Raw genomic sequence first — 24,667 nt, forward strand, 5'->3', positions numbered from 1 at the left:
TCCACCGCGGTCTCCCTCGATGACCCGGTGCGCATGTACCTGCGCGAGATCGGCGAGGTGGCCCTGCTCACCAAGGAGCAGGAGGTGCTCTACGCGCAGCGCATCGAAGCAGGCGACGACGACGCCAAGCACCTGCTCGCCGCCGCCAACCTGCGCCTCGTGGTCAGCATCGCCAAGAAGTATTTCGGCCGCGGCATGCCCTTCCTCGACCTCATCCAGGAGGGCAACCTCGGCCTTCTCCGTGCCGTCGACAAGTTCGACTACCACCGCGGCTACAAGTTCTCCACGTATGCCACGTGGTGGATCCGCCAGGCGATCACCCGCGCCATCGCCGACCAGGCACGCACCATCCGCATCCCGGTGCACATGGTCGAGCTGGTCAACCGCCAGGCTCGCGTCGCGCGCCGGCTGGTCCAGGAGCTCGGCCGCGAGCCCGACGACGAGGAGATCGCCGAGGAGCTCGGGCTCACACCAGAGCGGGTCAAGGAGATCCGCAGGGTCGCGCAGGACCCGGTCTCGCTGGAGACGCCGGTCGGCGACGACGGCGACGCCGAGCTCGGCGAGCTCATCGAGGACACCGGCGCGATCCGGCCCCAGGATGCGGCCGCCAGCACCATGCTCGGCGTCGAGGTCGAGGACATCCTCGACACCCTCACCCCGCGCGAGCGACGGGTCATCCAGCTGCGCTTCGGACTCGTGGACGGCCATCCGCGCACCCTGGATGAGGTGGGCCGCCGTTTCGGGGTCACCCGCGAGCGCATCCGCCAGATCGAGGCCAAGGCGCTGCGCAAGATGCGCCACCCCTCGCGCAGCCGTCGCCTCGCCGACTTCCTCGACTGAGGCAGGGCGCCCACTGCGGGCTGTACCGATGTCTACACTTCGCGCCACGGGGGACCGCCCCGCTGGAGGGAGATTGACATGGCCTCAGTTCGTGACGACGTGATCCCAACACTGGAGAAGAGCTCGCTTTTCGCCGGGATGTCCCGCGACCAGATCCGCGCGGCCGCCGACCGCTTCGACGACTCCACCTATCTCGCCGGCCATGGCGTCCTCAAAGAGGGGCTGTCGGGACCGGACTTCTTCATCATCCTCGAGGGCAACGCCGACGTCATCGTCGACGGCAACGTCGTGCACCACCTCGCACCCGGTGACTTCTTTGGCGAGGTGGCCGCGCTCGACGGCAAGGACCGCACCGCCAGCATCAAGGCGACCACGCGGCTGCGCTGCCTGACGCTCGGCGACGGCAGCTTCCGTCGATTCCTCATCGAGAATCCGATCATCGCCGTCAACCTGCTTCCCGAGATCGTTCGCAGATTCCGCTCGGTGGCGCCGCACGCGCAGCCGGCGCAGGGTGGCGAGAAAGCCGGCTGAGCGCGCCGCCGGCAGCGGCGGCGACGGTGGTACATTGCCCGTACCGGGGTGCCCCGCGCGGGGCTGAGATCACACCCGTGAACCTGATCTGGGTCATGCCAGCGTAGGGAGTTCGGATGGCACGCACAGCTCGCGCTCTCACCATTGCCTCGTCCGATTCGGGTGGTGGCGCAGGAATCCAGGCCGACCTGCGCGCCTTCGCGGCGGCAGGCTGCCACGGCGCCAGCGTCATCGTGGCGCTGACCGCGCAGAACACGAGGGAGGTGACCGCCATCCACGCGGTCCCCACCGACTTCATCACCGCCCAGGTCGACGCCGTCTTCGACGACATCGGGGCCGACGCCGTCAAGACCGGGATGCTCCTGTCGGCCGAGATCATCGAGGCGGTCGCGGCCTCCCTGGCCGGCCGCGATGTGCCCCTGGTCGTCGACCCGGTGATGATCGCCAGCTCGGGCGCGCGACTCCTGCATGATGGCGCGCTCGAGGTGATGGTTGGCGCGCTGTTCCCGCTGGCGACGGTGGTCACCCCGAACCTCCCCGAGGCGGAACTGATCGCCGGCTTCCGCGGCACCCGGCGCGCGCTCGCCGAGCGCCTCTGCGAGATGGGCGCCGCCGCAACGATCGTCACCGGTGGTCATGGGCGCGATCCGGTCGATCACCTCTTCGATGGCCGCGATCACGTGGAGATCCCAGTCCCTCGCCACGCCATCGCGGCCACGCATGGCGCGGGGTGCACGCATTCGGCCGCGCTCGCCGCGCTGCTCGCCCAGGGATGGCCACTGCGCGAGGCGGCGCAAGGCGCGGCGGAGGTCGCCTCAGCAGCTGTTGCCCGCGGCCTCGCGGACATCGGCGCCGGCGACGGCCCCGTCGATGCCCTCGACATTCGCAGCCGCAGACTCGTGCCGCCCGCACCCTTGAGCGTCGGACGGATCGCATGACAACCCACGTCGGCGATACGGCTGCGGTGAGCACCGGCGATTCGCTGCGCCGGCTGCGCGAGCAGCGTCCTCTGGTGCACCAGATCACCAACTTCGTGGTCATGAACGAGACCGCCAACGCCACGCTGGCGATCGGAGCGCTGCCGGTGATGGCGCACGCCCCCGAGGAGGTCGCCGAGATGGCCAGCGTCGCCGGCGCGCTGGTGCTCAACATCGGGACGCTGACCACTGAATGGGTCGAGTCGATGATCCTCGCCGGGCGCGCTGCCAATTCCGCAGGCGTTCCCGTCGTCCTCGATCCCGTCGGAGCGGGCGCGACGGCATTGCGCACCGCGAGTGCGCAGCGCATCCTCGCTGAGGTCGGCGTCGCCATCGTCCGCGGTAACGCCGCTGAGATCGCCACGCTCGCCGGCAGAGCCGCCGAGATCCGCGGCGTCGAGTCCGTGGCGACCGGGGAGGACGCCGGTGACCTGGCCACCGCCGCCGCGAGCGCGCTCGGCTGCGTGGTGGCGGTGACCGGGCCTGTCGACGCGGTGAGCGACGGCGTCACCACGCTGCGCATCGCCAACGGCGATCCCATGCTGGCCACCGTCACCGGCACCGGCTGCATCGCCAGCGCCATCACCGGGTGCTTCGCCGCGGTCAACCACGATCGCCCGCTGCAGGCCGCCGCGGAGGCGCTGGTGGCGCTCGGCGTGGCCGGTGAGGATGCCGCCGTGCACAGCCGCGGTCCCGGCAGCTTTCACGTCGCCCTCTACGACGCGCTGTACGCGCTCTCACCGGATTCCATCGACGCCCGCGCCCGGGTGACGGCGGCGTGAAGCTGCACGCCATCGTCGACAGCGTCGAGGTGGCCGAGTGCGCCGTGGCCGCAGGTGCCACTGTGGTGCAGGTCCGTCTCAAGGACGCCGGCACGATCGCCCGTGTGGAGATGGGCAGGCGGCTCCGGCATCTTCCCGCCATCCTTGTCATCAACGACGATGTCGAGGCGGCGCTGCGCTGCGGCGCTGACGGGGTTCACCTCGGCCAGACCGATCGCGGCGCGGAGCGAGCCGTGGCCGCCGGCCTGCTGCTAGGCATGAGCGTCGCCGACATCGAGGAGGCCGAGGAGGCACAGGGCATCGGGGCGGCCTATCTCGGCGCGGGACCCGTGTGGGCGACGCCGAGCAAGACCGACGCCTCGCCGCCGATCTGCCTTGATGGCCTGGCCGCGATCTGCGCCGCGGTGCGCTGTCCTGTGGTGGCGATCGGCGGCATCGACGCCGGCAACGCGGCGTCCTGCATCGAGGCAGGCGCAGCCGGTGTGGCCGTGGTGCGCGCCGCGCACGATGCGGCGCGACTTCGAGCCGCGATCGACGGTGCGCTGCCGACCAGCGCGCCATCCTGACGGCACCGCAGTGAGCACGACCGTCACCGAGGAGGTCGAGGCCGGCGTCCTGGTGCGGGAGGGTGTCTACGGCGACAGCGTCGCCGCCATCGAGCCCGGCGGTGTCGAGTACATCCCCGCCGCGGAGCGACACGGCCGTCCCATCGAGCTGTTCTGGACGTGGATGTCGCCCAACTTCGAGTTCGCCACCGTGTATGTCGGTGTCCTCCCGGTGGTGCTCTTCGGGGGTGGCTTCTGGCTCACCGTGCTCGGCCTGGTGCTCGGAACGGCGCTCGGGTCGGTCACGCACGGCTGGCTGTCCACCTTCGGCCCGCGCTACGGAGTCCCGCAGCTCATTCAGAGCCGGGGCGCCTTCGGGTTCGTCGGCAACCTGCTGCCCGCCGCGCTCAACACCCTCACCTCGGGCGCGGGATGGGTCGCCGTCAACTCGGTGAGCGGCGCCTTCGCCGTGCAGACGTTCTTCGGCCACGTCGGCTGGCGGGTGCCCCCCTTCTGGCTGGCGCTCGCCGTGGTGGTGTCCGTCGAGGTGGCCATCGCGTTTGTCGGCTACAACATGGTGCACCGTTTCGAGCGGGTCATCTTTCCCTTCCTCGGCCTGGTGTTCGCCGCCTGCTGCCTGTACATCTTCGGTCACACCAACGCGCAGCTCGGGTTCAACGCGGCGGCTCCGGCAGCGGCCGGCGGTCAGGTCGGCGCCTTCATCCTGGCGGTGTTCTTCGCGTACGCCTACGCGGTGAGCTGGAACCCGTACGGTGCCGACTACGCGCGCTACCTGCCCAGGAACACACCGGCGTTGCGCGTGGCGCTCGCCGCTGGATTGGGGATCTTCGTCTCGTGTGCTCTGCTGGAGATCGCCGGCGCCGCGCTGGCGACCGTCGCGGGCACGTCGTGGGGACCAAATGATGTCCCGACCGACCAGTTCGTCAAGCCGCTGCCGGACGCGCTGGGCCTCATCGCCACCGTGGCCATCGCGCTCGGTGCCGTCGCCGCCAACGTCCTCAACCTCTACAGCGCGGCGATGTCCTTCCTGACCCTCGGCATCAGGCTCACGCTGCGGCGCCGGCGCGCCATCGTTGCCGTCGCGTTCGGCATCGTGGGGTTCGGTGTCGGCCTCACCGGCGGCGCGGCGCCGGGCAGCAAGTACGAGGCGTTCCTCTTCTTCAACACGTACTGGATCGTGCCCTTCATCGCGGTGGTGCTCACCGACTGGACGGTGCGCCGCGGCCGTTACCGCGAGGCCGGCTTCTTCGATCCGCGCCACCGGCCCTGGAAAGGCGTGGTGGCGATGGTCGCCGGCATCGCCGCCTCATTCCCCTTCTGGAACCAGACGCTGTTCGTCGGCGTGGTGCCGTCGAACGCTCCGCAGGTCGGCGACATCAGCTTCGTCGTCGGCTGCGTCGTCGCCGTCATCACCTACCTGGCATTGCGCCCCCGGGCTACAGCTCCAAGCGCGCCCGTGCCGCCCGCAATCGCTGCACCGAGACCTCCGAGCCGATGAACGCCATCGCGTCGAAGACGGGAACGCCCTGGGCGCGGCCCAGGATGGCGATGTAGAGCACGCGGAAACCGTCGCGCGCCTTGACGCCTCGCTCCTCGAGCATCGCGGTGAGGCGCTCGCGCATGGCGGTGACATCCTCGAGCGCACCGCGCTCCACCTCGGCGCAGCCCGCGTCGAGCAGCGCGATGGCGGTGTCCTTGTCGACCTTGCGAGGTGGGAAGACGACGTCGTCGTCCCACGGCGCGTCGCCGAGCAGGGGCGCGGCCAGCTCGGTGGCGTCGCGCATCGTCACCATGCGCTCCTGGAGGAGCGGCACCAGCTTGCGGCGCGTCTCCTTGCTGGTCCCGGGCAACCAGAACTCGAGAAGCTCGACGAGCTCCTCGACCGGAAGCCGGCGGATGTGCTGGCCGTTGAGCGAGTCGAGTCGCTTGGGATCGAATACCGCCGCCGAGTCGTTGACGCGCTCGAGCGAGAAGCGCTCCACCAGATCGGCCGGGGTGAACACCTCCTCCTCGGTTCCCGACGACCAGCCGAGCAGCGCCATGGCGTTGACGACCGCCGGGGCCAGGTAGCCGAGCTCGCCGTACTCGAGCACGTTGCGCGCGCCGCGCCTCTTGCTGAGCTTCTGTCGATCCTCACCGAGCACCGGTGGCACGTGCGCAAACCGCGGCGGCGTCCACTCGAACGCGTCGTAGAGGCCGAGGTGCTTGGGCGTCGAGGGGATCCACTCGTCGCTGCGGATCACGTGGGTGATCTCCATGAGGTGGTCATCGACCACGACGGCGAGGTGGTACGTCGGAAAACCGTCGGACTTGAGCAGCACCTGGTCGTCGATGTCCGCGTTGTCGAAGGAGATCTCGCCGCGCACCACGTCATCCCAGGTGGTTCGCCCGGGCGCGATCAACTGACGCAGCACGGCGGCCATGCCGGCGGCGCGCTCCTCGCGGACCTCGTCCTGCCTGCCCAGGCAGCGGCGGTCGTAGCGTGTCGGCCGGCGGGCGGCGCGTTGCTGCTCGCGCATCTCCGCGAGCCGCTCGGGGCTGCAGGTGCACCAGTACGCAGCGCCGCGTTCCATCAGAACGTCGGCGTGCTGGCGATAGACGTCGGTGCGCTGCGATTGGATGTAGGGACCGTGCGGACCACCAACCTCGGGGCCCTCGTCCCAGGTGAGACCGAGCCAGAGCAGCGTCTCCATGATCAGGGCCTCGCTGTCCTCGAGATAGCGCTCCTGGTCGGTGTCCTCGATCCGCAGGATGCAGCTGCCGCCGCTGGACCGCGCCGCCAGCCACGCGAACAGGGCGGTGCGCACCGATCCGAAATGGAGTGGCCCGGTGGGGGAGGGAGCGAATCGTGTCCGCATCGGGATGCGGCCGTCGGTCACCTCGGGGCGGCGATGAGCAGCGCGACCACGGTCCAGACGATGAGCACACCAATGAACAGGGGTCCGTCCCAGCGGCGCGCGGCGATGCTCATGACACGCACCGAGCCGCCGCCGCGCGGGCCCTCGCTGACGTGCGCGACCCCACCGGCACCGGGCCGGCCGATGTCACCCATGCCCCATGCTGGTGGCGGGACCGGCGGCCCGGAGCGAGGCGTCACGTGGAGCCGCTCCTCGCGCTCGCGGGCACGCTCGTCGAGGATGACGCCGAGGATGACCATGGTCCCGAAGCCACCGGCACCGAGGCCGAGCAGGATCAGCAGGACGCCGAGAGCGACGTTGAGATAGTCGTTGTATGCGTGCGGACCCAGCAGCACGAGCAGGCCACCGGCGATGAGCGCCAGGGCCGTGATCCCGAAACCGATCACCTTGCCGGCGAGCTCTCGGACCGACATCAGTCTCTCCCGAAGCGAACGGCGACGACGCCGCCGAGTATAAGGAAGCCAGCGCGAAGGACACCGCTACCCTTGCGCGCGCGGCCCCATCGTCTAGTGGTCAGGACATCGGCCTTTCACGCCGGTAACGCCGGTTCGATCCCGGCTGGGGCTACGCCGCGCGGTGCAGCTCCGCCGGCCGTCAGCCCTCCGACTTCTTCCAACCCCAGGCGTGGCCGACGTACTGCTCCGTCACGTCGAAGATCTCGTACTCGTAGGGGCGGGTCACGATCCGTCCGCCGCCGATCACGGTGACGAACTCCTCGAGGATCTTCTCCGCGTCGCCGGTGCGGTGCAGTGGGTAGCACCTCACGTCGCCCCTCACCTGGTCGTTGATGGTGAGGTAGCAGCTGGTGTTGAACTCCGGCACGATGTCCACGCCATTCCCCCCTTCCGCGGCAGCTGGTCGTGTCGCCACGGCCACTTGCCTGCCCAGCGACTGTACCACGCACGTCCCAAGCGCTTCAGTCACCCCATGAGGCCATCGGACCACGACCGCTACCATCCCACCCCGTGCCGGAGCTGGGAGACGTCGATCCTGCGGAAGTCCGCGTGGCGCTTGCGACCACGGCTGCGCGGGTGATCAAGCTGGTCCGCTCGATCGAGAAGCCGGAGGCCCCAGCGGTGGGCAACTGGAACGCCGGTGACGTCGCGGTCCACCTGGCTCACGTCTGGGAGAACCTCACCGCGCTCGCCGACGCCAAGATGGAAGCCCCCCTGCAGGACATCGAGACGCTTGGCTCGCTCACCGAGGCGCTGGTGACGCAGGAGGGCGATCGAACCCCGGCGGCTCTGGCGGATCGAATCGCTGCCCGCGCCGCCGCGTTCCTCGCCGACAGCTCGCCGCTGACCCGCGACGCGCCCTCGCCCTGGCTGGTCCAGGGCATCGCGGTTCCGCGCGTAGCGCTGGCATGCCACATCCTCAGCGAGTGCCTGGTGCACGGCCACGACATCGCGCGCGCGCAGGGAGTCCGGTGGACGATCGAGCCGGCGCACGCCTCGCTGGCGCTGATGGGCTTCGCGTTCCCGCTGCTCGCGCGGCTGGACCCGCGCGCCATGGTCGACCAGCAGCGGACAGCCGGGTTCGAGGCGTGTTACGAACTGTCTGTCCGCGGTGCCGGCCACGTGTTCCTGCTGATCAGCGAGGGCGCGATGACGGTTGCCCCGCAACCGCGCCGGCGTGTGGACTGCCACGTCTCCGCAGCGCCGGCCACCCTCCTCCTTCTGCTGTTCGGGCGAATCAACCAGTGGTCCGCGATCCTTTCCGGCCGCCTGCTCGCCTGGGGACCGAAGCCATGGCTCGGTCCCAAGCTGCGCCACGTGCTGCGCAACCCCTGATGGTCAAAACGGCGGGGTAGCCGGTGCGCCACCATGTAGCCATGACTGCGACCCCCAACCTCGCGCACGGCCGCCATCCGGAGCGAGGAGCCACCGACCTGGAGACGGTTCGTGCGATCCTCGACGCGGAGCGCATCTGCCACGTCGCCTTCGTGGTCGACGGCTGGCCCTACGCGGTGCCCACCATCCATGCACGCGACGGTGACCGGCTGCTCATCCACGGCTCGACGCTGAGCCGCATGCTCGGCACTCTTGCCGGCAGCGTGCCCGTCTGCGTGGCCGTCACCGCGGTCGACGGCATCGTGTGCGCGCGCTCGGCGTTCAACCACTCCATGAACTACCGCTCGGCCATGGTCTTCGGCAGCGCCACCGCGATCGGCGATCCCCAGCAGAAGCTCGCTGCGCTGCGGATCATCGTCGAGCACGTCCTGCCCGGCCGCTGGGCCGAGGTGCGGCAGCCCACCCCCACCGAGCTGAAGGCCACCGAGATCGTGTCGATCCCACTCGACCGGGCCACCGCCAAGGTCCGCAACGCGGGCTCGATCGACACGCCCGCTGACCTCAAGCGGAGGGTGTGGTCGGGCGTGCTCCCCATGCAGACGCGTTTCGGGCCACCGGTGATGGTTGCTCCCGACGTCGCCGACCTGCCCCTGCCGCCGAGCGTCGCCGCCGCGCTCGGCGCCCGATTCGGCTGACCTGACGCCGCGCCGAGTCAGGCGCTCGCGGCAGCGATGGTTTGGTTCACCTGCTTGCGACGGGCGTCGTCGATCTCCTCCGCGGTGCGCTCATCGTCGCGGCTGAGCGCGTCCAGGTCGACGTCGCTGTAGCCGAGCACGCCCATGTCGGAGAACGCGGATCGCACCTGGTCACCGAACAGACCGATGTCCTTGAGGGTGGGGGCGATGCGCGTGAACAGCAGGCTGCGGAATTGCGTCTGCGCCTCGGAGGTGTTGACGAACCGCAAACACTCTTCGAGCGGCAGTCCGAGGTTGCTCCACACCTCCTCCGCGAGGAAGCGGTCGCGCATCAGGTAGCACGCCTCCACGCAGAATTCCTCGCGCTCCTGGCGTTCGCGCTCGGTCAGCTGTGGGTAGAAGTCGCGCAGCGCAAGCCGGCCGAACGCAACGTGGCGCGCCTCGTCCTCCATGACGTACGCGGTGACCGCTCGAGCCAGTGGGTTCTCGGCGACGTCGCGGATCAAGCCGAAAGCGGCCAGAGCAAGGCCCTCGATGAGCACCTGCATCCCCAGATAGGTCATGTCCCACCGCGAGTCCGTGACCACGTTGTCGAGCAGTGACTTGAGGTGCGGGTTGATCGGGTAGGCCAGGTCGAGCTTCTCATGAAGGAAACGTGAATAGGTCTCGACGTGACGCGCTTCGTCCATCACCTGGGTTGCCGCATAGAACTTGCTGTCGATGTCCGGCACGGTTTGGACGATCTTCGAGGCGCAGATCAGAGCACCCTGTTCGCCGTGCAGGAACTGTGAGAACTGCCATGCCGCGAGGTGATGCTTCAACTGGGCGCGCTCGCGCGGACCCATCTTCTCCCACACGTCGCTGCCGTAGATGGGCACGTACGCATCGAGCGACTCAAAGGGATTGTCGTGGTCCACCTCGATCGACCAGTCGATGCGGTCACGGCTGTTCCACTGCTTGGTCTTGCCCTTCTCGTAGAGGTTGAGAAGGCGATCGCGTCCCTCGTCGTATTCCCAGTTGAACACCGTCCGAGCGCCGCCTTCGACAATCCACCGGGTCTGATCGACAGGCAGCGTGTACACGCGAGTGGTCATGGTCTGCTCCTAGGCGGTGGCGCCCGCCGCGTCGGGGGCAATGTCGAGCCAGCGCTGCATCTCACCGCGCACGGCGCGTTGATGCAGCAGAGAGAGGAGTCGATCGGTGAGCGGGAGCCCGTTGTGCACCAGGTCGCGCAGCGTCTCCGTGTCGTGGCGGTGCAGCACCGGCTCGACGATCCGCGCCAGCTCGTCGGCAACCAGCCGTTCGACGGCGTCGCGGTACAGCGCCAGGCTTTCGATCGAGAACCCCGCATCCTCGGTGAAGCCCGCCGCGCGCATGGCGGCGACCAGGTCGAGGAGGCGCAGGTCACTGCTGCTGATCGGGCCTGTCGAGCCGATCAGGCCGAGCCGCTGCAGGCTGGCGATGTCGGTCGGCGCCAGCCGCTCGCGGACGGCGGCGAGCTCGGCGGCGCCGGCGGCCGGGTCGGGTTCGTCGAGCAGCGCGCCCAGCGCCTGGAGAGCGCGGATCTCCTCGACGGCGAGCTCCCCGCGCATCTCCAGGACGTGGGCGATGCTGCGCAGCGAGAGGTTGAGCTCGGTCTGGAGGTCACGGATCCAGCGGACCCGGGTGATCGTGGAATCGGGGTACAGCGCCTGGTTGCCCGCCGTCTTCCGGGCGGCGGGAAGCAGTCCTTGCTGCGCGTAGAAGTGGATGGTCGGGGCGCTGACTCCGGTGAGCCTGACGAGGTCGCGCATGCGGTGAACGGAGGAGGGCACGGCGGCGATGGTCGTCGCTGGGTCGTCAAGTGTCAAGTGTCACTTGACGTTCTGAGGAGACCGGAGCGAGGCGCCGTAACCGGGCCCACACCTGGGCCGTTCACTTGTCCATAATGTGATAGCTACGCTGTGGGGTTGCCGGCGATCACGATCGCCGGGAGGAATTCCGCAGCCATTCGGAGGCTGACGTGATCTCTCCCGCCCCACCGCTTCCCGGTGGCACCGTGCACACCTTCGACAAATCGGAGCTCACCCCGCAGAGGTCCCTGCGCGGCAGGCTTGTCGCGGTGCGCCGCCGTCGCCTTGCCGTGCGCGTGCGCAACTGGCTCGGCATCGGGCTGATCGCTACCTTCTCCGTGACCCTCTTCGCGGTGACCTTCTTCAGCCTGCTCGGCCGCTAGCAGCCGCGCCGGTCAGGCGACCGGCCTCAGCTTGCCGGCCACTCGACATCGCCGTGGAAGCCGGCGGGCTTCGGTGAGCGACGGTAGGCGGCGACGCCGTCCCGACTCCTCTCGATGGTGGTGGATCTCCCGTGTCCCGGGAGGACGACGGTCTCCGGCGGGAGCGGAAGCAGGCGCGACTCGATGCTCTCCACGATGGTCTCGAGGTCGCCTGCGGCGAACGTCTTGCCCGGCCCACCCCTGAAGAGAGTGTCGCCGCTGATGAGCGCGCCGCCGACGCGCAGCGAGATGCTCCCCGGGGTGTGTCCCGGGGTGTGGATGACCCCGACGCGGATCGACCCCACGCGCACCTCGGCGCCGTCCTCGAGGCGGCCATCGACCCGCTCCTCGGCGAGGTTGACCTCCGCCGCGCCCGCGTGAACCGGTGCGCCGGTGGCAGCGCGGACGGCCTCGTACGTTGCCCAGTGATCGGGATGCCAGTGGGTCGCGATGACCTGCTGCACCCCGCCCTCGGCCGCGATCGCGTCGAGCAGCGGGCCTTCGTCCAAGGGCATGTCCACCAGCAGGGACTTCCCGACGGAAACGTCACGCACGATATACGCGTTGTTGCCGTAGGGACCCATCGGGCCGACCTGGACAATGCGCACCCCGCCGTCCTCACGGACGGTGACCTCAGCCAACCGGTTCCTCGCCGCTCGCCTGTGCTCGCATCGCCGCCTTGTAGGCCCGCTTGCCTGCCTGGTACTGCTCGCGCTCGGCGACGGTGTGGACGTCGGCGAGGGTGGGGTAGTCCGGCGCCAGCGCACCCCACCCGCTCGGCTTGACGCCGAGGTGTTTGCCGAGGACGCCGAGGACGATGCGCGCCTTCATCTCACCGAAGCCGGGAAGTGCGCGCAGGCGGCGCTGCAGCTCGCTCGCGTCCGTCACCCCAGTCCAGATCGCGGCGGCGTCGTTGCCGTAGTCGGCGGCGACCGTGGCGCAGAGGGCCTGCACCCTGGCCGCCATGCTGGCCGGGAAGCGATGGATGGCGGGGCGCTGCCGGAACGCGGCCTCAAAGCGACCGGGATCGATCGCCGCCAGCTCCCGCGCGTCCAGGGTGCCGAGACGGCGCTGCATCTCGAGCGGGCCGAGGAACGCCTTTTCCACCGGGATCTGCTGGTCGAGGCAGAAGCCGATGAGCAGCGCCAGCGGGTCGCGGGCCACCAGCGCGTCTGCCGCCGGGTCGCCTGTCCACTCCATGCGCGGGGCCGTTTTCGTCTTCATGCGCCGCAGCCTAGCGCCATCGGTCGGACACCGGGCGCCCGACACTGCTGAACCGCGGTCACCCGGACGCTACACTCGCGCCATGTCCTGGCTGGGCCGTCTGTTCGCCGCCGCCCCGCCGCCGCCCGCGCCCAACACCGTGGTCATCCCTGACGAAATCGTCGGCCAGCTCGGCGGCGGTGATGCACCGCTGCAGACCACCGTCAACGATGCGCTGCGCAGCCTCATCGAGATCCGCCGCCGCGCCGCCGAGCACGACGCCGAGGGCCTGCCGTTCTGGTTGCGCCGCGAGGCCGGCCAGAAGGGCGAGATCGACGAATCTCTCCGCGACCGCGTTACCCAGCGCCGCGCCGCCGAGACCGACTGACGTTCCGTCACGGCCACCTTCACAAGGAGTGCATATGCGCGCATTGACGTACGTCGACATCGATCGGGTCGAGATGGCCGACATGCCGGTGCCGATCATCGAGGAGCCCACCGACGTCGTCCTGCGCGTCACCACCACCGCCATCTGCGGGAGTGACCTGCACGTCCTCCGCGGGCGCGTCCCCGGGGTCCTGCCCGGGACAACGCTCGGCCACGAGTTCACCGGTGTCGTCGAGGAGGTTGGATCGGCGGTCACCACGGTCAAGGCCGGGGACCGGGTGCTGGCCTCGTTCAACATCCCGTGCGGCAGGTGCTGGTTCTGCCAGCAGCGCTTGTTCAGCCGCTGCCCGGACGCGCGCACCGTCGGCTACGGCATGTTCGCCGGCGACCTCCAGGGCGCCCAGGCGGACTACGTACGCGTTCCCAATGCCGACCTCTGCCTGCGGATCATCGACGACGGGGTGAGCGACGAGACCGTCCTCTTCGCCGGCGACATCTTCACCACCGGCTACGACTGCGCGGTGGAGGGGCAGATCCACGAGGGCGACACGGTGGTCGTGCAGGGCTGCGGCCCGGTGGGGCTGATGGCCATCCAGGCGGCGCGCACCTTCGGGCCGTCGGCGATCTACGCGGTCGACACGGTCAGCCAGCGCCTCGAGGTCGCCCAGAGTTTCGGTGCCATCCCCGTCGACGCGTCAACCGTGCACGCGCCGAGCCACATCCAGGACCACACGGGCGGCCGCGGGGCGGAGGTGGCACTGGAATGCGTGGGCGCACGCCCCGCGCTCATCGACGCCATCGACTCCGTCCGCGCCGGCGGCCGCGTCAGCGTCATCGGCATCTACTCCGACCCGGGCATGGAGATGCCGCTGACGACGACGTTCCTCAAGGGCATCGACATCAAGTTCTGCGGAACCGCGAACATCGTCGGCCGCTGGGACGAGGCGCTGGCGCTGATCACCTCGGGCGCTGCCGACCCGGCGTCGATCATCTCCCACCGCATGAAGCTCGACGACGCGGTGCGCGGGTATGAGCTGTTCGCCAACCGCGAGGCGCTCAAGGTGGTACTGACTCCTTGAGCGCGCGAGACCGCTATCGCAAAGTGGTCCCAGGGGATGGACTCGAACCATCGATACACGGTTTTACAGACCGTTGCCTTAACCAGCTTGGCTACCCTGGGTCGCTTGCAGTATATGGGGTTTCCCTTTCCCCCTGAGGCGCCGTTGCGGGCCGTCCAGCTGGCTATGAGGCGGCGAACACGGACTTGCGACGTTTGAGATTTCGGTACACGCCGGCCTGGATGACGTCGCGTACCCGATCCGAGATTGCCAGCATGATGGCGGGATCTCCAGCGGCGTTGCACTCTGCCGCGGACAGCTGCAGCGGTGGGTGGAACTCGATGATCCAGGACGACGGGAGCGGCACCAGGCCGGCGGGCCCGAGCCACGGGAACGTGGGGGTGATCGGCGCGTAGGGCATGCCGATCAGCTTTGCCAGCCCGGGGATTTCCGCGAGGTTGGGATGGATCTCCTCGCTGCCGACGACGCTGATGGGGATGATCGGACTGCCGGTGCGCAACGCCGTCTCGACAAAGCCTCCGCGTCCGAAGCGGCGCAGCCGGTAGCGATCGGCGTACGGTTTGCCGGTCCCCTTGGCGCCTTCGGGAAACACCATTACGAGCTCGTCGTTCTCGAGAAGACGACGCGCATCGGCGTTGTGGGCGAGCGTGTTGCCGGTGCGCCGCACCAACCACGACGCACCCGGCATCGAAAACAAGCCGTTGAGCACCAGTGCGCGAGCATGCCGCGGCTGCGGGTGCTCGAGCAGCAGCGCGGCACGCACCATGGCCCCGTCGTAGGGGATCACGCCCGCATGGTTGGACACCAGCAGGGCCCGGCCCTCGGCGGGCACGTTCTCGACGCCGATGGCGCGCACCCGCCACCAGTTGCGATACACCCAGGCGACCAGCGGCATCAGCAGCTCCTCCGTCCACTCCTGGTCGAAGCCGAACTCGTCGACGGTGGTCTCACCGCGCCGGCGGCGCTGGGCGAGCTGGGTGTAGGTGTTGATGACATCGGCCACCGCGCGGGTCGCGCCGGCCACGTCGCCGGGGCCGACTGCGGCGAGACGGCGCACTCCGGCCGCGCCGAGCGCGGCCAGCCCGGGAAGGCTGCGCCGTAGCGAGCTCAGCGCCTCGATGTCGACCGGCGCCGACCGCGCCGGCTCGAGGTCGGCCTCGACCCTGCGCCGCTCCAGTTCGCGGTCGACGGCATTGAGGAGGCGGTGCACGGCGACGCGAAGCCCGGCTTCCCCGGTGGATGCGAGACGTCGCGTCGGCGCGGCTGCGCGGCTCATGGCCACCTATTCTCTCCGACCGGTGCGGATGCGTTCAGCGCCTGGCCGGCGGAAGTGCGGAGCGCATCTCCGCACTGACCCGATATGCCTCGACTGTGGCGAGGATCGCCTCAGGGTCGCCGGCCAGCGAGTCGACGAAATAGCCACCGTCGAAGGGACGCTGGGCGGCGCGCAAGAGGGCCGCAGCAGGCTGGCGGCGCGGCGCGGGCACACCGGCGATGAGCCGGTAGCCGAGCACGTGCCGGTTGCCGGCGCGGGTCAGGCCTACAGCCTCGATGACCTCCCACCGCGTCAGCGTGCTGAACGGGTACTGGCGCTGCACGAGCCCGTCTCGGGTCAGCTCGAGAGTCGGTCGCAGGATCAGCCCGGTGGTGACCAGCGCGACCAGCGGGGACGCGCAGATGAACCATCCGATGGTGGCGCCGTTGAGGAGGCAGAGCACTCCGCCGACCTCGGTGACCACCGCCAAGGGAATAACGAGCGCGGCCGGGCGCCGCGCACGGAAGACGACGCGGCCCCCTCGAGCGCTGATCGGCGCGCCGGTCGTCGCGGTCGCAGACTCGCCGTCGGTCACCCGGCGATGGTAAGCAGAGCCCGTGACGCCGCCGCTCTGCCATGGTGCTCCGGTGCCGGTTCTCGCGTTCTCAGCGCTGGATGCGCTCCTCGTCGTCATCCTTGCGGCCGCGGGGTTCGTCGTGGTAGCCCTGGTCTGCGCGACGATCCTCGCGGTGCTCCACGTGGTGCTCCCCTCCACCGACAGCGGTGCCGACGAGATCGACCGGCTCCATCCCCCCGAGGAGGAGGTCGCTGCCCCCGCCGACCCCGCCCGGCTTGACAGCGGAGACAACGCATAAGGTATCCTTTATCAAAGGAAACGTTATGCAAGCACCTCCACGCGCCCCCAATCCCGCCCCTCGCAGCGTCCGCCGGGCCTTGCCCGGCAGCATCGCCGCGGGCGCCAGCGACCTCTCGGTCGCCTTCGAAGGGCTCGCCAATCCGACCCGGCTGCTCATCGTCGAGAGCCTCGCCACCATCCCCGAGATGCGCGTCAGCGAGCTCGCCGAGCTCTGCATGGTGTCGCAGCCACGGATGAGCTGGCACCTGCGCATCCTTCGCCGAGCCGAGATCATCCGCACCCGGCGCGACGGCCGCGAGGTGTTCTGCCGGCTCGACCGCGACGCCATCGCGCAACACCTTCGTGCCTTCGTTCGCCTCGTCTCAGCGCGCGCCGACTCGACCAGCGATGCGCTCGCCCAGAGTCTTCAGCCAGTCAGTGAGGGAATCTCATGAGCAGCAAGGTCAGAGTGGCCATCATCGGCGTGGGCAACTGCGCCTCGTCCTTCGTCCAGGGTCTCGAGTACTACAAGAACGCCGACCACGGTGACTCCGTCCCCGGTCTCATGCACGTCGACCTCGGCGGCTATCACATCAGCGACATCGAGATCTCGGCCGCCTTCGACATCGACGCCGAGAAGGTCGGCAAGGATGTCAGCCAGGCGATCTTCAGCGGTCAGAACAACACCGTGAAGTTCAGCGACGTGCCCCACCTCGGCGTGCCCGTGCAGCGCGGCATGACCCACGACGGTCTCGGCAAGTACCTCTCCGAGGTGATCAAGAAGGCGCCCGGTTCGACAGTCGACATCGTCGAGGTGCTCACGTCCACGAAGACGGACGTTGTCGTCAACTACCTGCCCGTGGGCAGTGAGGAGGCGACCCGTTGGTACACGGAGCAGATCCTCACAGCCGGCTGCGCGATGGTCAACTGCATGCCGGTGTTCATCGCCCGCGAGGAGTACTGGCAGAAGCGCTTCGAGAAGGCAGGCGCCTGCATCATCGGTGACGACATCAAGTCGCAGGTGGGCGCGACCATCATGCACCGCGTCCTCACCCGTCTCTTCCGCGATCGCGGCGTCGAGATCGAGAACATGTACCAGCTCAACTTCGGCGGCAACACCGACTTCCTGAACATGCTCGAGCGCGAGCGCCTGCAGAGCAAGAAGATCAGTAAGACCAACGCGGTGCAGTCCCAGCTGGAGCACCCTATGGCCGAGCGCAACATTCACGTGGGACCGTCGGACTACGTACCCTGGCTCAACGACCGCAAGTGGGCGTACATCCGCATCGAGGGCAAGTCCTTCGGCGACGTGCCTCTCAACATGGAGCTGAAGCTCGAGGTGCACGACTCGCCGAACAGCGCCGGCGTTGTCATCGACGCGGTGCGCTGCTGCAAGCTCGGCATCGATCGCGGCCTGGTTGGCTCGCTGGAAGGCCCGTCGAGTTACTTCATGAAGTCACCGCCACGGCAGGTTCCCGACTCGGTGGCGCGTGAGCTCACCGAGCAGTTCATCGCCGGGTCGCCCGCCACCGCGGCCAATGGCAGCGGCAACGGCACGAGCCACGCCGCAGTGAGCGCGACCGAACCGGTCACAGAGCCGGTCACCACCGCCGCCGACTGACTCGGAGCGGGACGGTGGTCGAGGCGGGCCGGGGGTCGACGCTCCCGGCCCGTTCGCGTCTGTTCCCCTGGCGGCAGCGTCGCGAGCCGATGCTGCCGTACCACCTCTATCGCGCGGGCTCCGGCCTGGTGAGGGTGCTGCCGCGCCGCGCCAGCTTCGTGCTGGCCGACCGCGTCGCGGACGTGCTCCTCGCCGCCGTTCCGCGGAAGTTCGACCCACTGCGCAACAACCTGCGCCACGTCCTGCCCGACCTCGGCGACCGCGAGCTGCACAGGATCGTGCGTCGCAACCTTCGTCACCTGTCGCGGAGCTGGGTGGACGTGATGGCGATGCCGCTGGATCCGGCAGGCACGACGCGGCGGCTGCGCGAGGTCAACCTCCACCACTACACCGACGCGCTCGACCGCGGCAAGGGCGTGGTGGTCGTCTCGATGCACTTCGGTGCCTGGGAGACCGGGCTGGCCGCCTGGAACGGCGGTGGCGGCCAGCTGGCCCTGCTCGCCGAGCAACTCAGGCCGCAGAAGCTGTTCGAGGCGATCGCCGGCGCGCGCGGCGCGCTCGGTGTCAAGGTGATCCCGATCGACATCGAGACCATGCTGCACGGCGACGTGCAGACGGCGCGGCGCATCGGCGCGGCGGCGATGCGTGAGGTCTTCAAGCACCTGCGCGGCGGCGGCGCCATCGCCATCGCCATCGACCGCGACCTCAGCGGCACCGGCACACAGATGCCGTTCTTCGGTGCTCCCGCTCCCATCCCGCTCGGCGTGGTCGAGGTGGCCATGCGCAGCGGCGCGGCGGTCGTGCCCATCGTGCTGCCGCGCACCAGTTGGGGCGCGGAGGGGCGCGTCTTCCCAGAGATACCGTACGACCCCGACGCCCCGCGGGAGGCGGAGTCGGCACGGATCGCGGGCGAGATCCTCGCCATCTTCGAGACCGTGATCCGCGCCAACCCCGACCAGTGGCACGTGCTCGACCCCGTGTGGCCGGAGAGCGCATCGTGAAGGTGTGCCTCGTGTCGCCGTACGACTACATGCACCCCGGGGGGGTGACCGAGCACGTCCGCCATCTCGCCGACGTGCTGCGCGAGCGCGACCACCAGGTCACCGTCCTCGCCCCGTCCAGCCGCGTCGGCGACGAGCACGGGATCCCAGGGTACGTCCGCATCGGGCGCAGCGTGCCCGTGAAGAGCAACGGCTCGGTGGCGCGCATCGCGCTCAGCTTCCACCTGGTCCGCCGGGTGCGCGCGCTGCTCGACGACAGCGACTTCGACGTGGTCCATTACCACGAACCGCTGGTGCCGAGCCTGCCGATCACCGTGCTGCGCTTCCACCGTGGCGCCAACGTGGGCACGTTCCACACGGCCGCGCGGCGCAACCTCGGCTACTACTACGGGCGCCCGTTCCTGGGTCGCTACTTCAAGCGGCTGCACGCCTGCATCGCGGTGAGCGTGCCCGCCCGCGACTTCATCTCACGCTACTTCCCCGGCGACTATCGCATCGTCCCCAACGGCATCGACACCAGCCGATTCCGTCCCGGCCAGCCGCCCGTTGCCGAGCTTCGCACGCCGGGGATGAAGACGCTCCTGTTCGTCGGGCGCATGGAGGAGCGCAAGGGATTCGGCATCCTCCTCGAGGCGTATGCCCAGCTCCGCCGCCGGCGCGCCGACCTCCGCCTCGTTGCCGTCGGGGACGGGCCCCAGCGCGAGGGCTACGAGCGCCAGGTGGATTCCTTCGGCATACCCGACGTGCTGTTCAGCGGGCGGATCAGCAACGAGATGCTCCCCCGGTACTACACGTCCGCCGACATCTTCTGCAGCCCCGCGACAGGCGGCGAGAGCTTCGGCATCGTGCTGCTCGAGGCCATGGCCAGTGGCGTGCCCGTGCTGGCCTCCGCGATCCCCGGCTTCACCGCGGTGATCGACGCCGGTAAGGATGGGTTGCTGGTCCCGCCCAACCAGCCCCGCGTGCTGGCCCAGGCGATCGACACCCTGCTCAATGACGACGACCTCTCCCGCGCGATGAGCGCCAACGGGCTGCGCACCGCGCAGCGGTACGACTGGCATCGCGTCGCGGACTCCGTCCTCGACGTGTACGAAGAGGCGCGCGGACGAAGCCGCGTGCACATGGTGGCTGCCGGTGTTCACCGCCAGGTTTCAGGAATGGGTTAGGGCCGGGGCGCGGCGCCTGGTGCCGGCGCTGCGACTCCTCGGCTTCACACCCAACACGCTCACACTGGTCGGGCTGGCCATCTGTGCCGCCTCCGCGGTGCTGGTCGCGCTCGGCCACCTCATCCCCGGGGGCATCCTGCTGCTGCTCGCCAGCGCCTTCGACATCCTCGACGGTGCCGTCGCCCGGGTGACCGGCAAGGTGTATCGCTACGGCGCGTTCCTCGACTCGACCACCGACCGATACGCCGAGTCGTTCACGTACATTGCTCTCCTCTGGTATTTCATCATTCAGCAGCCGGGGCACACCATCGAGCCGATGCTGGTGATCGTCGCGCTCACCGGCTCGCTGCTGGTCTCGTATGTGCGCGCGCGGGCCCAGTCATTGGGCTTCGTCTGTGACGGCGGTGTCTTCGCGCGCCCGGAGCGAGTGGTGCTCACCGTGGTCGGGCTACTCGTCCCGCCGATCCTGTTCGGCTGTCTGGTGGCGCTGGCCGTGTTCACCAACATCACCGCCGTGCAGCGCATCTGGTTCGTGTGGCGTCAATCGCTGAAGACCGCTCCCGCCGACACGTGAGCGCGCTGCTCGGCTGGGCACGTTGGGAGTTCAGCCGCCGGATCGAGGTCAACGGCGTCATCGTGTACCTCATCTGCGAGCGCCTGGTGAAGGCGGTGGTGCTCATCGGGGGCGGCATCCTCCTGCTCGTGCTCGCCGCGCACGCCGACCTGCGTACCCTGGCGGCCAACGCGCAGAGCGAGCTCAACCTCGGCGCGGGCACGTCGCTGTGGCGCCGTCTCTTCGAGCAGGCGCTGGCCAAATTCGGCACGCACGCCGACCCGATCGCGGTGGGCGCCATCCTCTACGGCGCGCTCGAGGTCACCGAGGCGGTGGGCCTGATCCTGCGCCGGCGCTGGGCGGAGTACCTGGTGTTCGTCGCCACGATTGCCTTCCTCCCGTTGGAGATCGACGAGCTGGTGCGCAAGGCGTCCGCGCTCAAGGCGCTGGCGCTGCTGCTCAACATCGCCATCGCGGTGTACCTGGTGTGGCGCAAGCAGCTGTTCCTGTCGCGCAAGCGGAGCTCACCGACGGAGGCCTGACTCGCGGCTGCCGCAGTCAGCGCGCGACCGCGCTCTCCACGGCGGCGGCGGTGGGCAGCAGCAGCTCCTCGGCACCCGGCGGTCCGACCAGCTGCAGGCTCGCCGGCACTCGGCTGCTACCCAGGGGCACAGGTTGTGCGGTGCACGGCGTGCCGGCGAGGTTGAAGAGCGCCGTGTTCCTGGTCATGTCGAGAACCAGCGCCGTGTTGTCGTCGCCGAGCTCGTCGAGTCGCGGCGGGAACATGGGCAGGGTGGGCAGGGCAAGGAGCTCGACCCGATCGAACAGCTCGAGCAACGCCGCCCGCCATGCAGCCGCCTGGCGGCGAACGACGTCGACGTCGACGTCGACGGTCGGGCGGACGAGCTCGGCGAGCTCGAAGGCCATCAGCGTGTCGTCCCCGAGCCCGCTCCGATCCTCGAGGAGGTGATGGTCGGAGGCCCAGAACTCCGTGAGATAGATCGCGGTGAAGGCGTCCGTGGCCGCCGCCCAGCCGGGCAGCTCGACGTCGACGATCTCGAGCTCGGCCGCGCGCAGCGCAGCGTTGACGGCTGCTTCGATGTCCGGAAGCCCGTCGCTGCGAACGCGGCCGACGACGCGCGCCGCTGTTGGCGACACCACGAACCCCGGCTCGAGAAGGCGCATGCCGACATCCAGACCCGCGACGCCGGTGGCGATCGGACCGATGGTGTCGAGGCTGGGCGCGAGCGGCCAGACCCCGTCGAGCGCGACCCGGCCGTGCGTTGTCTTCAGCCCGCAGACCCCGCAGCATGCCGACGGGATGCGCACCGACCCGCCGGTGTCGGAGCCGAAGGCGACGTCGGCCTCGCCGGTGGCCACGGCGACCGCTGACCCACTCGACGAACCGCCCGGCAGCAGCGCCGGATCGAGCGGGTTGACCGGGGTGCCGAACCACGGGTTGGTGCCGAACGGCAGCACGGCGAGCTCGTGCAGGTTGGTCTTGCCGACGATGCGTGCGCTCGCCTCACGGGTGCCGCGCAGGCAGGCGGCGTCGCGCCGAGCCGGCTGCGCGGTTGCCTGGACGGCGCGGCACCCGGCGGTGGTCGGCACGCCGGCCACGTCGATGATGTCCTTGACCGCGACGCGGGGCCCCGGGCCGGCGGAGTCCAACCGCGTGATGAATGTGGCCATTGTTCGGATCCTAGGGCAGCGCCACGCGCACCCGGGTGTCCGCACTCGGCATGATCAGACGAGCCGCACACTCGACTGCACGGGAGACGGGCACGTGGAGCTGGGACTGAGAGGACGCACCGCCTTCGTGGCTGCCGCCAGCAACGGCATCGGCAAGGGGGTGGCGCTCGGCTTCGCCGCCGAGGGGTGTGACGTGGGCATCTGTGCGCGCAACGGCGAAGCGCTGGACAGCGTGGCCTTGCAGATCCGCGCCGCCGGAGTGCGCGCCACGCCGGCGGTCGCCGACGTCACCGACGTCGACGCGGTGCGCGTGGCCATCCAGGAGACCGTCGAGGCCACGGGTCGGCTCGACGCGCTGGTGGTCAACGCGGGCGGCCCGCCGCCCGGGCACTTCGCCGACGTCGGCGACGAGCAGTGGGAGCAGGCCTTCCAGCTCACACTGATGAGCGCCGTGCACCTCGTACGCGAGGCGCTGCCCGCGCTGCGGCGCTCCGACGCCGCGAGCATCCTCTTCCTGGCGTCGTGGTCGGTGAAGCAGCCGATCGATGGGCTCCTGCTCAGCAACTCGATCCGCGGCGCGGTGAACGGGCTCGCCAAGACGCTCGCCAACGAGCTGGCGCCCGCGGTGCGCGTCAACTCCATCCTCACCGGTCGCATCCGCACCGAGCGCACCGAGGCCCTGGCGAGCCACAACCACCCGACCGCGGACGTCGACACCGTGCTGGCGCAGGAGGCGAAGGCGATTCCAATGCAGCGCTTCGGGACCGTGGAGGAGCTGGCCCGCGTCGCGGTGTTCCTCAGCTCACCGGCGGCGAGCTACGTCAGCGGCGTCGCCCTCCCGGTCGACGCGGGCGTCATCCAGGCGGTGATGTAGCCGCGTCGCGCTAACAGCTCGTCGTCGTGCCGAGGATGGCGATGATCCCGACCAGGTTGAAGAGGCCGTGCACGATCGCGCCGGGAAGCAATGAGTCGGAGTACTCGTAGAGGAGCGCGAGGATGACGCCGACGCCGAAGAGCGGCAGCGCCAGCACCAATACGACGTGTGCCGCAGAGAACACCGCGGCGCTGATCACGACCGCGGGGAGCACGGGCAGCCGGCGGCGCAACCAGCCGTAGATGAATCCCCTGAAGATGCTCTCCTCCGCCAGGGGCGCGATCAGGCACACCAGCGGGATGGCCACCGCGACGTAGCCGCCGTATTCGTCACGGACCGCCGTGCACTGCGTGTTCGGCGAGTTGGGCAGGATCTGGGTGGCCAGCGAGCCGAGCCACTCCGCGACGATCAACGCCACCACCGCACCGGCAATTCCGATGGCCAGCCACGGCAGCCAGCCCAGCGGACCGAGCGAGCGAGGCAGGCGCCAGCCGAGGTCGCGCAGACGCAGGCCGCGGCGCAGCAGCAGCAGGACGGCCAGCGCCGCCGCCGCCGCCGCATATGAGGATGCCTGGCCGGCGAACGACTCCACGGCGGTGCGCGCCGTGGGCTGGAGCCCGCCGTCGAGCGCCTGAGTGAGGCCCACGATGAGGCTGCCGGTGAGCAGCACCGCCGCGGCGGCGGCGGGGATGAACGCCGCGACGTCCGACCAGTCCCAATGCCCGGCGCGACCGGGGGCATCGGTCGGGCGCGGCAGCTCCGCCGGCCGATGATCGGCAGCGACGCGCATCCCCACCACGACCAGCACGATCGGCGAGACGAAGGCGGCCACGATCAGCGCGGCCCGGGCTGCGGATGAGGACGCGGACTGGCTCGAGGCGATGAAGGTGAGGAAGGCGAGCGGCGCCGCGCCGTACAGGCAGTACCTCGCGTAGCTGGCCCGCGGAGGCAGGGTCGCGGGCGGTGCGCCCAGGGGGGCGGTCGGCAGGGACACGGGCGGCCAATTCTGCACAATCGTTTGATGGCGGCCCCCTCCACACTGATCGGTCACGAGGACCTGCTCGGGTGGCTCGAGGCCGCCCGCGTCGACGGCGCGCTGCCCCACGCGCTCCTGCTCAGCGGGCCGTCGGGGGTCGGCAAGACCGCGGTCGCGTTGCACCTTGCCGACGCCGTGCTCGAGGGGGCGGCGTGGCCGGGTGGCCTGATCGCCCATCCCGACCTCTGGCTCGAGGACACCGACGGCGAGCGCATCGGCATTGACCGCATCCGCGCTGGTGCCAGGGCGGAGGCAGGGCCCAGCCTGCAGGACGCCATGAGCCTGCGCACCTACGCGGGCGGGATGCGCGTCGCCATCGTGGCGCGCGCGGAACGGCTCACCGAGCAGGCTGCCGACGCGCTGCTGAAGACCCTCGAGGAGCCGCCGCCGGGGACGGTGATCGTGCTCTGCGCCGCCAACCCGGAGGCGCTGCCCGCGACCATCCTCTCGCGCGCGCAGCACGTGTCCCTGGCGACGGTGCCAGTGACGCGGATCGTCGCCTGGCTGGAGGCAGCCACCATCGAGCCGCGCCTGGCCAGGCTGGCCGCGGGACTGTCCGGCGGCCGTCCCGGCCGCGCCTCGCGGCTGGCC

General features: G+C 69.8%; 31 protein-coding genes, 2 tRNA genes and 1 riboswitch. Of the genes, 21 read left to right on the top strand and 12 right to left on the bottom strand.

All coding sequences use genetic code 11. From position 1 onward, the window contains the following. The 6 genes from rpoD to JF886_RS11175 all read left to right on the top strand — a co-directional run. On the top strand, window positions 1–840 hold an 840-nt coding region (rpoD, locus tag JF886_RS11150), incomplete at its 5' end, for an RNA polymerase sigma factor RpoD (RefSeq protein WP_337312452.1). 78 nt (window positions 841–918) lie between these two features. Beyond that, on the top strand, window positions 919–1,371 hold the full coding sequence (locus JF886_RS11155) for a cyclic nucleotide-binding domain-containing protein (RefSeq protein ID WP_337312454.1): 453 nt from the start codon (window positions 919–921) through the stop codon (window positions 1,369–1,371). A 34-nt stretch (window positions 1,372–1,405) separates the two neighbouring features. After that, a riboswitch (TPP riboswitch) is annotated at window positions 1,406–1,498 on the top strand. Continuing rightward, window positions 1,488–2,309: a bifunctional hydroxymethylpyrimidine kinase/phosphomethylpyrimidine kinase gene (gene thiD, locus JF886_RS11160; RefSeq protein ID WP_337312456.1), complete on the top strand. Its 822-nt coding sequence runs from the start codon at window positions 1,488–1,490 to the stop codon at window positions 2,307–2,309. (Overlaps the previous riboswitch by 11 nt.) Beyond that, the gene (gene thiM, locus JF886_RS11165) at window positions 2,306–3,130 is read left to right on the top strand and encodes a hydroxyethylthiazole kinase (protein WP_337312458.1); all 825 of its coding nucleotides are present in this window, start codon (window positions 2,306–2,308) and stop codon (window positions 3,128–3,130) included. The genes thiD and thiM overlap by 4 nt, the downstream gene beginning before the upstream one ends. Then, window positions 3,127–3,696: a thiamine phosphate synthase gene (locus JF886_RS11170; RefSeq protein WP_337312460.1), complete on the top strand. Its 570-nt coding sequence runs from the start codon at window positions 3,127–3,129 to the stop codon at window positions 3,694–3,696. Before thiM ends, JF886_RS11170 begins: the two co-directional genes overlap by 4 nt. A gap of 10 nt (window positions 3,697–3,706) precedes the next feature. Continuing rightward, entirely contained in the window at window positions 3,707–5,194 is a 1,488-nt protein-coding gene (locus tag JF886_RS11175) for a purine-cytosine permease family protein (protein ID WP_337312462.1), read from the top strand. On the opposite strand, the gene gltX is transcribed toward JF886_RS11175, so the two are convergent. Together gltX and JF886_RS11185 are read right to left on the bottom strand one after the other, a co-directional pair. Continuing rightward, the gene (gene gltX / locus JF886_RS11180) at window positions 5,133–6,554 is read right to left on the bottom strand and encodes a glutamate--tRNA ligase (RefSeq protein WP_337312464.1); all 1,422 of its coding nucleotides are present in this window, start codon (window positions 6,552–6,554) and stop codon (window positions 5,133–5,135) included. The two genes, JF886_RS11175 and gltX, sit on opposite strands and share 62 nt — an antisense overlap. Before the next feature lie 17 nt (window positions 6,555–6,571). Continuing rightward, the gene (locus JF886_RS11185) at window positions 6,572–7,027 is read right to left on the bottom strand and encodes a hypothetical protein (RefSeq protein ID WP_337312466.1); all 456 of its coding nucleotides are present in this window, start codon (window positions 7,025–7,027) and stop codon (window positions 6,572–6,574) included. Window positions 7,028–7,109: 82 nt separating this feature from the next. Here JF886_RS11185 and JF886_RS11190 point away from each other — a divergent pair. Continuing rightward, a tRNA-Glu gene (locus JF886_RS11190) sits at window positions 7,110–7,181 on the top strand. A 27-nt stretch (window positions 7,182–7,208) separates the two neighbouring features. Here the strand turns inward: JF886_RS11190 and JF886_RS11195 are convergent. Beyond that, window positions 7,209–7,445 (bottom strand): hypothetical protein, encoded by a 237-nt coding sequence (locus JF886_RS11195; protein WP_337312468.1) that lies wholly within the window; start codon window positions 7,443–7,445, stop codon window positions 7,209–7,211. A 134-nt stretch (window positions 7,446–7,579) separates the two neighbouring features. Here JF886_RS11195 and JF886_RS11200 point away from each other — a divergent pair, with 134 nt between their 5' ends. Together JF886_RS11200 and JF886_RS11205 are read left to right on the top strand one after the other, a co-directional pair. Continuing rightward, window positions 7,580–8,404: an SCP2 sterol-binding domain-containing protein gene (locus JF886_RS11200; RefSeq protein WP_337312470.1), complete on the top strand. Its 825-nt coding sequence runs from the start codon at window positions 7,580–7,582 to the stop codon at window positions 8,402–8,404. 41 nt (window positions 8,405–8,445) lie between these two features. Then, entirely contained in the window at window positions 8,446–9,099 is a 654-nt protein-coding gene (locus tag JF886_RS11205) for a pyridoxamine 5'-phosphate oxidase family protein (RefSeq protein ID WP_337312471.1), read from the top strand. Between the two features lie 17 nt (window positions 9,100–9,116). Here the strand turns inward: JF886_RS11205 and JF886_RS11210 are convergent, their stop codons facing one another. Then, window positions 9,117–10,193: a ferritin-like domain-containing protein gene (locus JF886_RS11210; RefSeq protein ID WP_337312473.1), complete on the bottom strand. Its 1,077-nt coding sequence runs from the start codon at window positions 10,191–10,193 to the stop codon at window positions 9,117–9,119. A 9-nt stretch (window positions 10,194–10,202) separates the two neighbouring features. After that, entirely contained in the window at window positions 10,203–10,913 is a 711-nt protein-coding gene (locus JF886_RS11215; protein ID WP_337312475.1) for a MerR family transcriptional regulator, read from the bottom strand. Window positions 10,914–11,101: 188 nt separating this feature from the next. On the opposite strand from JF886_RS11215, the gene JF886_RS11220 reads away from it, so the two are divergent. Beyond that, a complete protein-coding gene (locus JF886_RS11220; protein WP_337312476.1) occupies window positions 11,102–11,314 on the top strand; it encodes a hypothetical protein in 213 nt (70 codons plus the stop codon). A 26-nt stretch (window positions 11,315–11,340) separates the two neighbouring features. Here JF886_RS11220 and JF886_RS11225 read toward each other — a convergent pair whose 3' ends face one another. Both JF886_RS11225 and JF886_RS11230 read right to left on the bottom strand, forming a co-directional pair. After that, on the bottom strand, window positions 11,341–11,994 hold the full coding sequence (locus tag JF886_RS11225) for an MBL fold metallo-hydrolase (protein WP_337312478.1): 654 nt from the start codon (window positions 11,992–11,994) through the stop codon (window positions 11,341–11,343). After that, complete coding sequence (locus tag JF886_RS11230) at window positions 11,987–12,577, bottom strand: HhH-GPD-type base excision DNA repair protein (protein WP_337312480.1); 591 nt, start codon at window positions 12,575–12,577, stop codon at window positions 11,987–11,989. Before JF886_RS11230 ends, JF886_RS11225 begins: the two co-directional genes overlap by 8 nt. Before the next feature lie 82 nt (window positions 12,578–12,659). Here JF886_RS11230 and JF886_RS11235 point away from each other — a divergent pair, with 82 nt between their 5' ends. Beyond that, a complete protein-coding gene (locus JF886_RS11235) occupies window positions 12,660–12,944 on the top strand; it encodes a hypothetical protein (protein WP_337312482.1) in 285 nt (94 codons plus the stop codon). Between the two features lie 34 nt (window positions 12,945–12,978). Continuing rightward, window positions 12,979–14,022, top strand: coding sequence for an alcohol dehydrogenase catalytic domain-containing protein (locus JF886_RS11240; protein WP_337312484.1), 1,044 nt, complete (start codon window positions 12,979–12,981; stop codon window positions 14,020–14,022). A 24-nt stretch (window positions 14,023–14,046) separates the two neighbouring features. On the opposite strand, the gene JF886_RS11245 is transcribed toward JF886_RS11240, so the two are convergent. The 3 genes from JF886_RS11245 to JF886_RS11255 all read right to left on the bottom strand — a co-directional run bounded on the left by JF886_RS11245 (window position 14,047) and on the right by JF886_RS11255 (window position 15,872). Then, a tRNA-Tyr gene (locus tag JF886_RS11245) sits at window positions 14,047–14,123 on the bottom strand. Window positions 14,124–14,185: 62 nt separating this feature from the next. Then, entirely contained in the window at window positions 14,186–15,298 is a 1,113-nt protein-coding gene (locus JF886_RS11250; RefSeq protein WP_337312486.1) for a lysophospholipid acyltransferase family protein, read from the bottom strand. A 34-nt stretch (window positions 15,299–15,332) separates the two neighbouring features. Next, on the bottom strand, window positions 15,333–15,872 hold the full coding sequence (locus tag JF886_RS11255) for a hypothetical protein (protein ID WP_337312488.1): 540 nt from the start codon (window positions 15,870–15,872) through the stop codon (window positions 15,333–15,335). A 52-nt stretch (window positions 15,873–15,924) separates the two neighbouring features. Between JF886_RS11255 and JF886_RS11260 the strand changes: the two genes are divergently transcribed. From JF886_RS11260 to JF886_RS11290, 7 genes are read left to right on the top strand one after another with little or no spacing between them, the layout of a single operon-like run. Beyond that, window positions 15,925–16,152: a hypothetical protein gene (locus JF886_RS11260; RefSeq protein WP_337312490.1), complete on the top strand. Its 228-nt coding sequence runs from the start codon at window positions 15,925–15,927 to the stop codon at window positions 16,150–16,152. A 25-nt stretch (window positions 16,153–16,177) separates the two neighbouring features. Then, a complete protein-coding gene (locus tag JF886_RS11265; protein ID WP_337312492.1) occupies window positions 16,178–16,588 on the top strand; it encodes an ArsR/SmtB family transcription factor in 411 nt (136 codons plus the stop codon). Continuing rightward, the gene (locus tag JF886_RS11270) at window positions 16,585–17,754 is read left to right on the top strand and encodes an inositol-3-phosphate synthase (RefSeq protein WP_337312494.1); all 1,170 of its coding nucleotides are present in this window, start codon (window positions 16,585–16,587) and stop codon (window positions 17,752–17,754) included. Before JF886_RS11265 ends, JF886_RS11270 begins: the two co-directional genes overlap by 4 nt. A gap of 14 nt (window positions 17,755–17,768) precedes the next feature. After that, entirely contained in the window at window positions 17,769–18,755 is a 987-nt protein-coding gene (locus JF886_RS11275) for a lysophospholipid acyltransferase family protein (protein ID WP_337312496.1), read from the top strand. Then, the gene (locus JF886_RS11280; RefSeq protein ID WP_337312498.1) at window positions 18,752–19,921 is read left to right on the top strand and encodes a glycosyltransferase family 4 protein; all 1,170 of its coding nucleotides are present in this window, start codon (window positions 18,752–18,754) and stop codon (window positions 19,919–19,921) included. Before JF886_RS11275 ends, JF886_RS11280 begins: the two co-directional genes overlap by 4 nt. Beyond that, complete coding sequence (locus JF886_RS11285; protein WP_337312500.1) at window positions 19,890–20,495, top strand: CDP-alcohol phosphatidyltransferase family protein; 606 nt, start codon at window positions 19,890–19,892, stop codon at window positions 20,493–20,495. Before JF886_RS11280 ends, JF886_RS11285 begins: the two co-directional genes overlap by 32 nt. Then, window positions 20,492–21,016 carry a DUF2127 domain-containing protein gene (locus JF886_RS11290; protein WP_337312502.1) on the top strand — a complete coding sequence of 175 codons (525 nt, stop codon included), beginning with the start codon at window positions 20,492–20,494 and terminating at the stop codon, window positions 21,014–21,016. Before JF886_RS11285 ends, JF886_RS11290 begins: the two co-directional genes overlap by 4 nt. A 16-nt stretch (window positions 21,017–21,032) precedes the next feature. Here the strand turns inward: JF886_RS11290 and JF886_RS11295 are convergent, their stop codons facing one another. Next, window positions 21,033–22,166, bottom strand: coding sequence for an amidase (locus JF886_RS11295; protein WP_337312504.1), 1,134 nt, complete (start codon window positions 22,164–22,166; stop codon window positions 21,033–21,035). A gap of 94 nt (window positions 22,167–22,260) precedes the next feature. Here JF886_RS11295 and JF886_RS11300 point away from each other — a divergent pair, with 94 nt between their 5' ends. Next, window positions 22,261–23,040, top strand: coding sequence for an SDR family oxidoreductase (locus tag JF886_RS11300; protein ID WP_337312505.1), 780 nt, complete (start codon window positions 22,261–22,263; stop codon window positions 23,038–23,040). A 10-nt stretch (window positions 23,041–23,050) separates the two neighbouring features. On the opposite strand, the gene JF886_RS11305 is transcribed toward JF886_RS11300, so the two are convergent. After that, window positions 23,051–24,034 (bottom strand): CPBP family intramembrane glutamic endopeptidase, encoded by a 984-nt coding sequence (locus JF886_RS11305; protein WP_337312507.1) that lies wholly within the window; start codon window positions 24,032–24,034, stop codon window positions 23,051–23,053. Window positions 24,035–24,061: 27 nt separating this feature from the next. Between JF886_RS11305 and JF886_RS11310 the strand changes: the two genes are divergently transcribed. Continuing rightward, a partial coding sequence (locus tag JF886_RS11310; protein ID WP_337312509.1) for a DNA polymerase III delta subunit-related protein occupies window positions 24,062–24,667 on the top strand: 606 nt, incomplete at its 3' end.

The sequence above is a fragment of the Candidatus Aeolococcus gillhamiae genome (genome assembly GCF_016464765.1).
Taxonomy (GTDB): domain Bacteria; phylum Chloroflexota; class Dormibacteria; order Aeolococcales; family Aeolococcaceae; genus Aeolococcus; species Aeolococcus gillhamiae.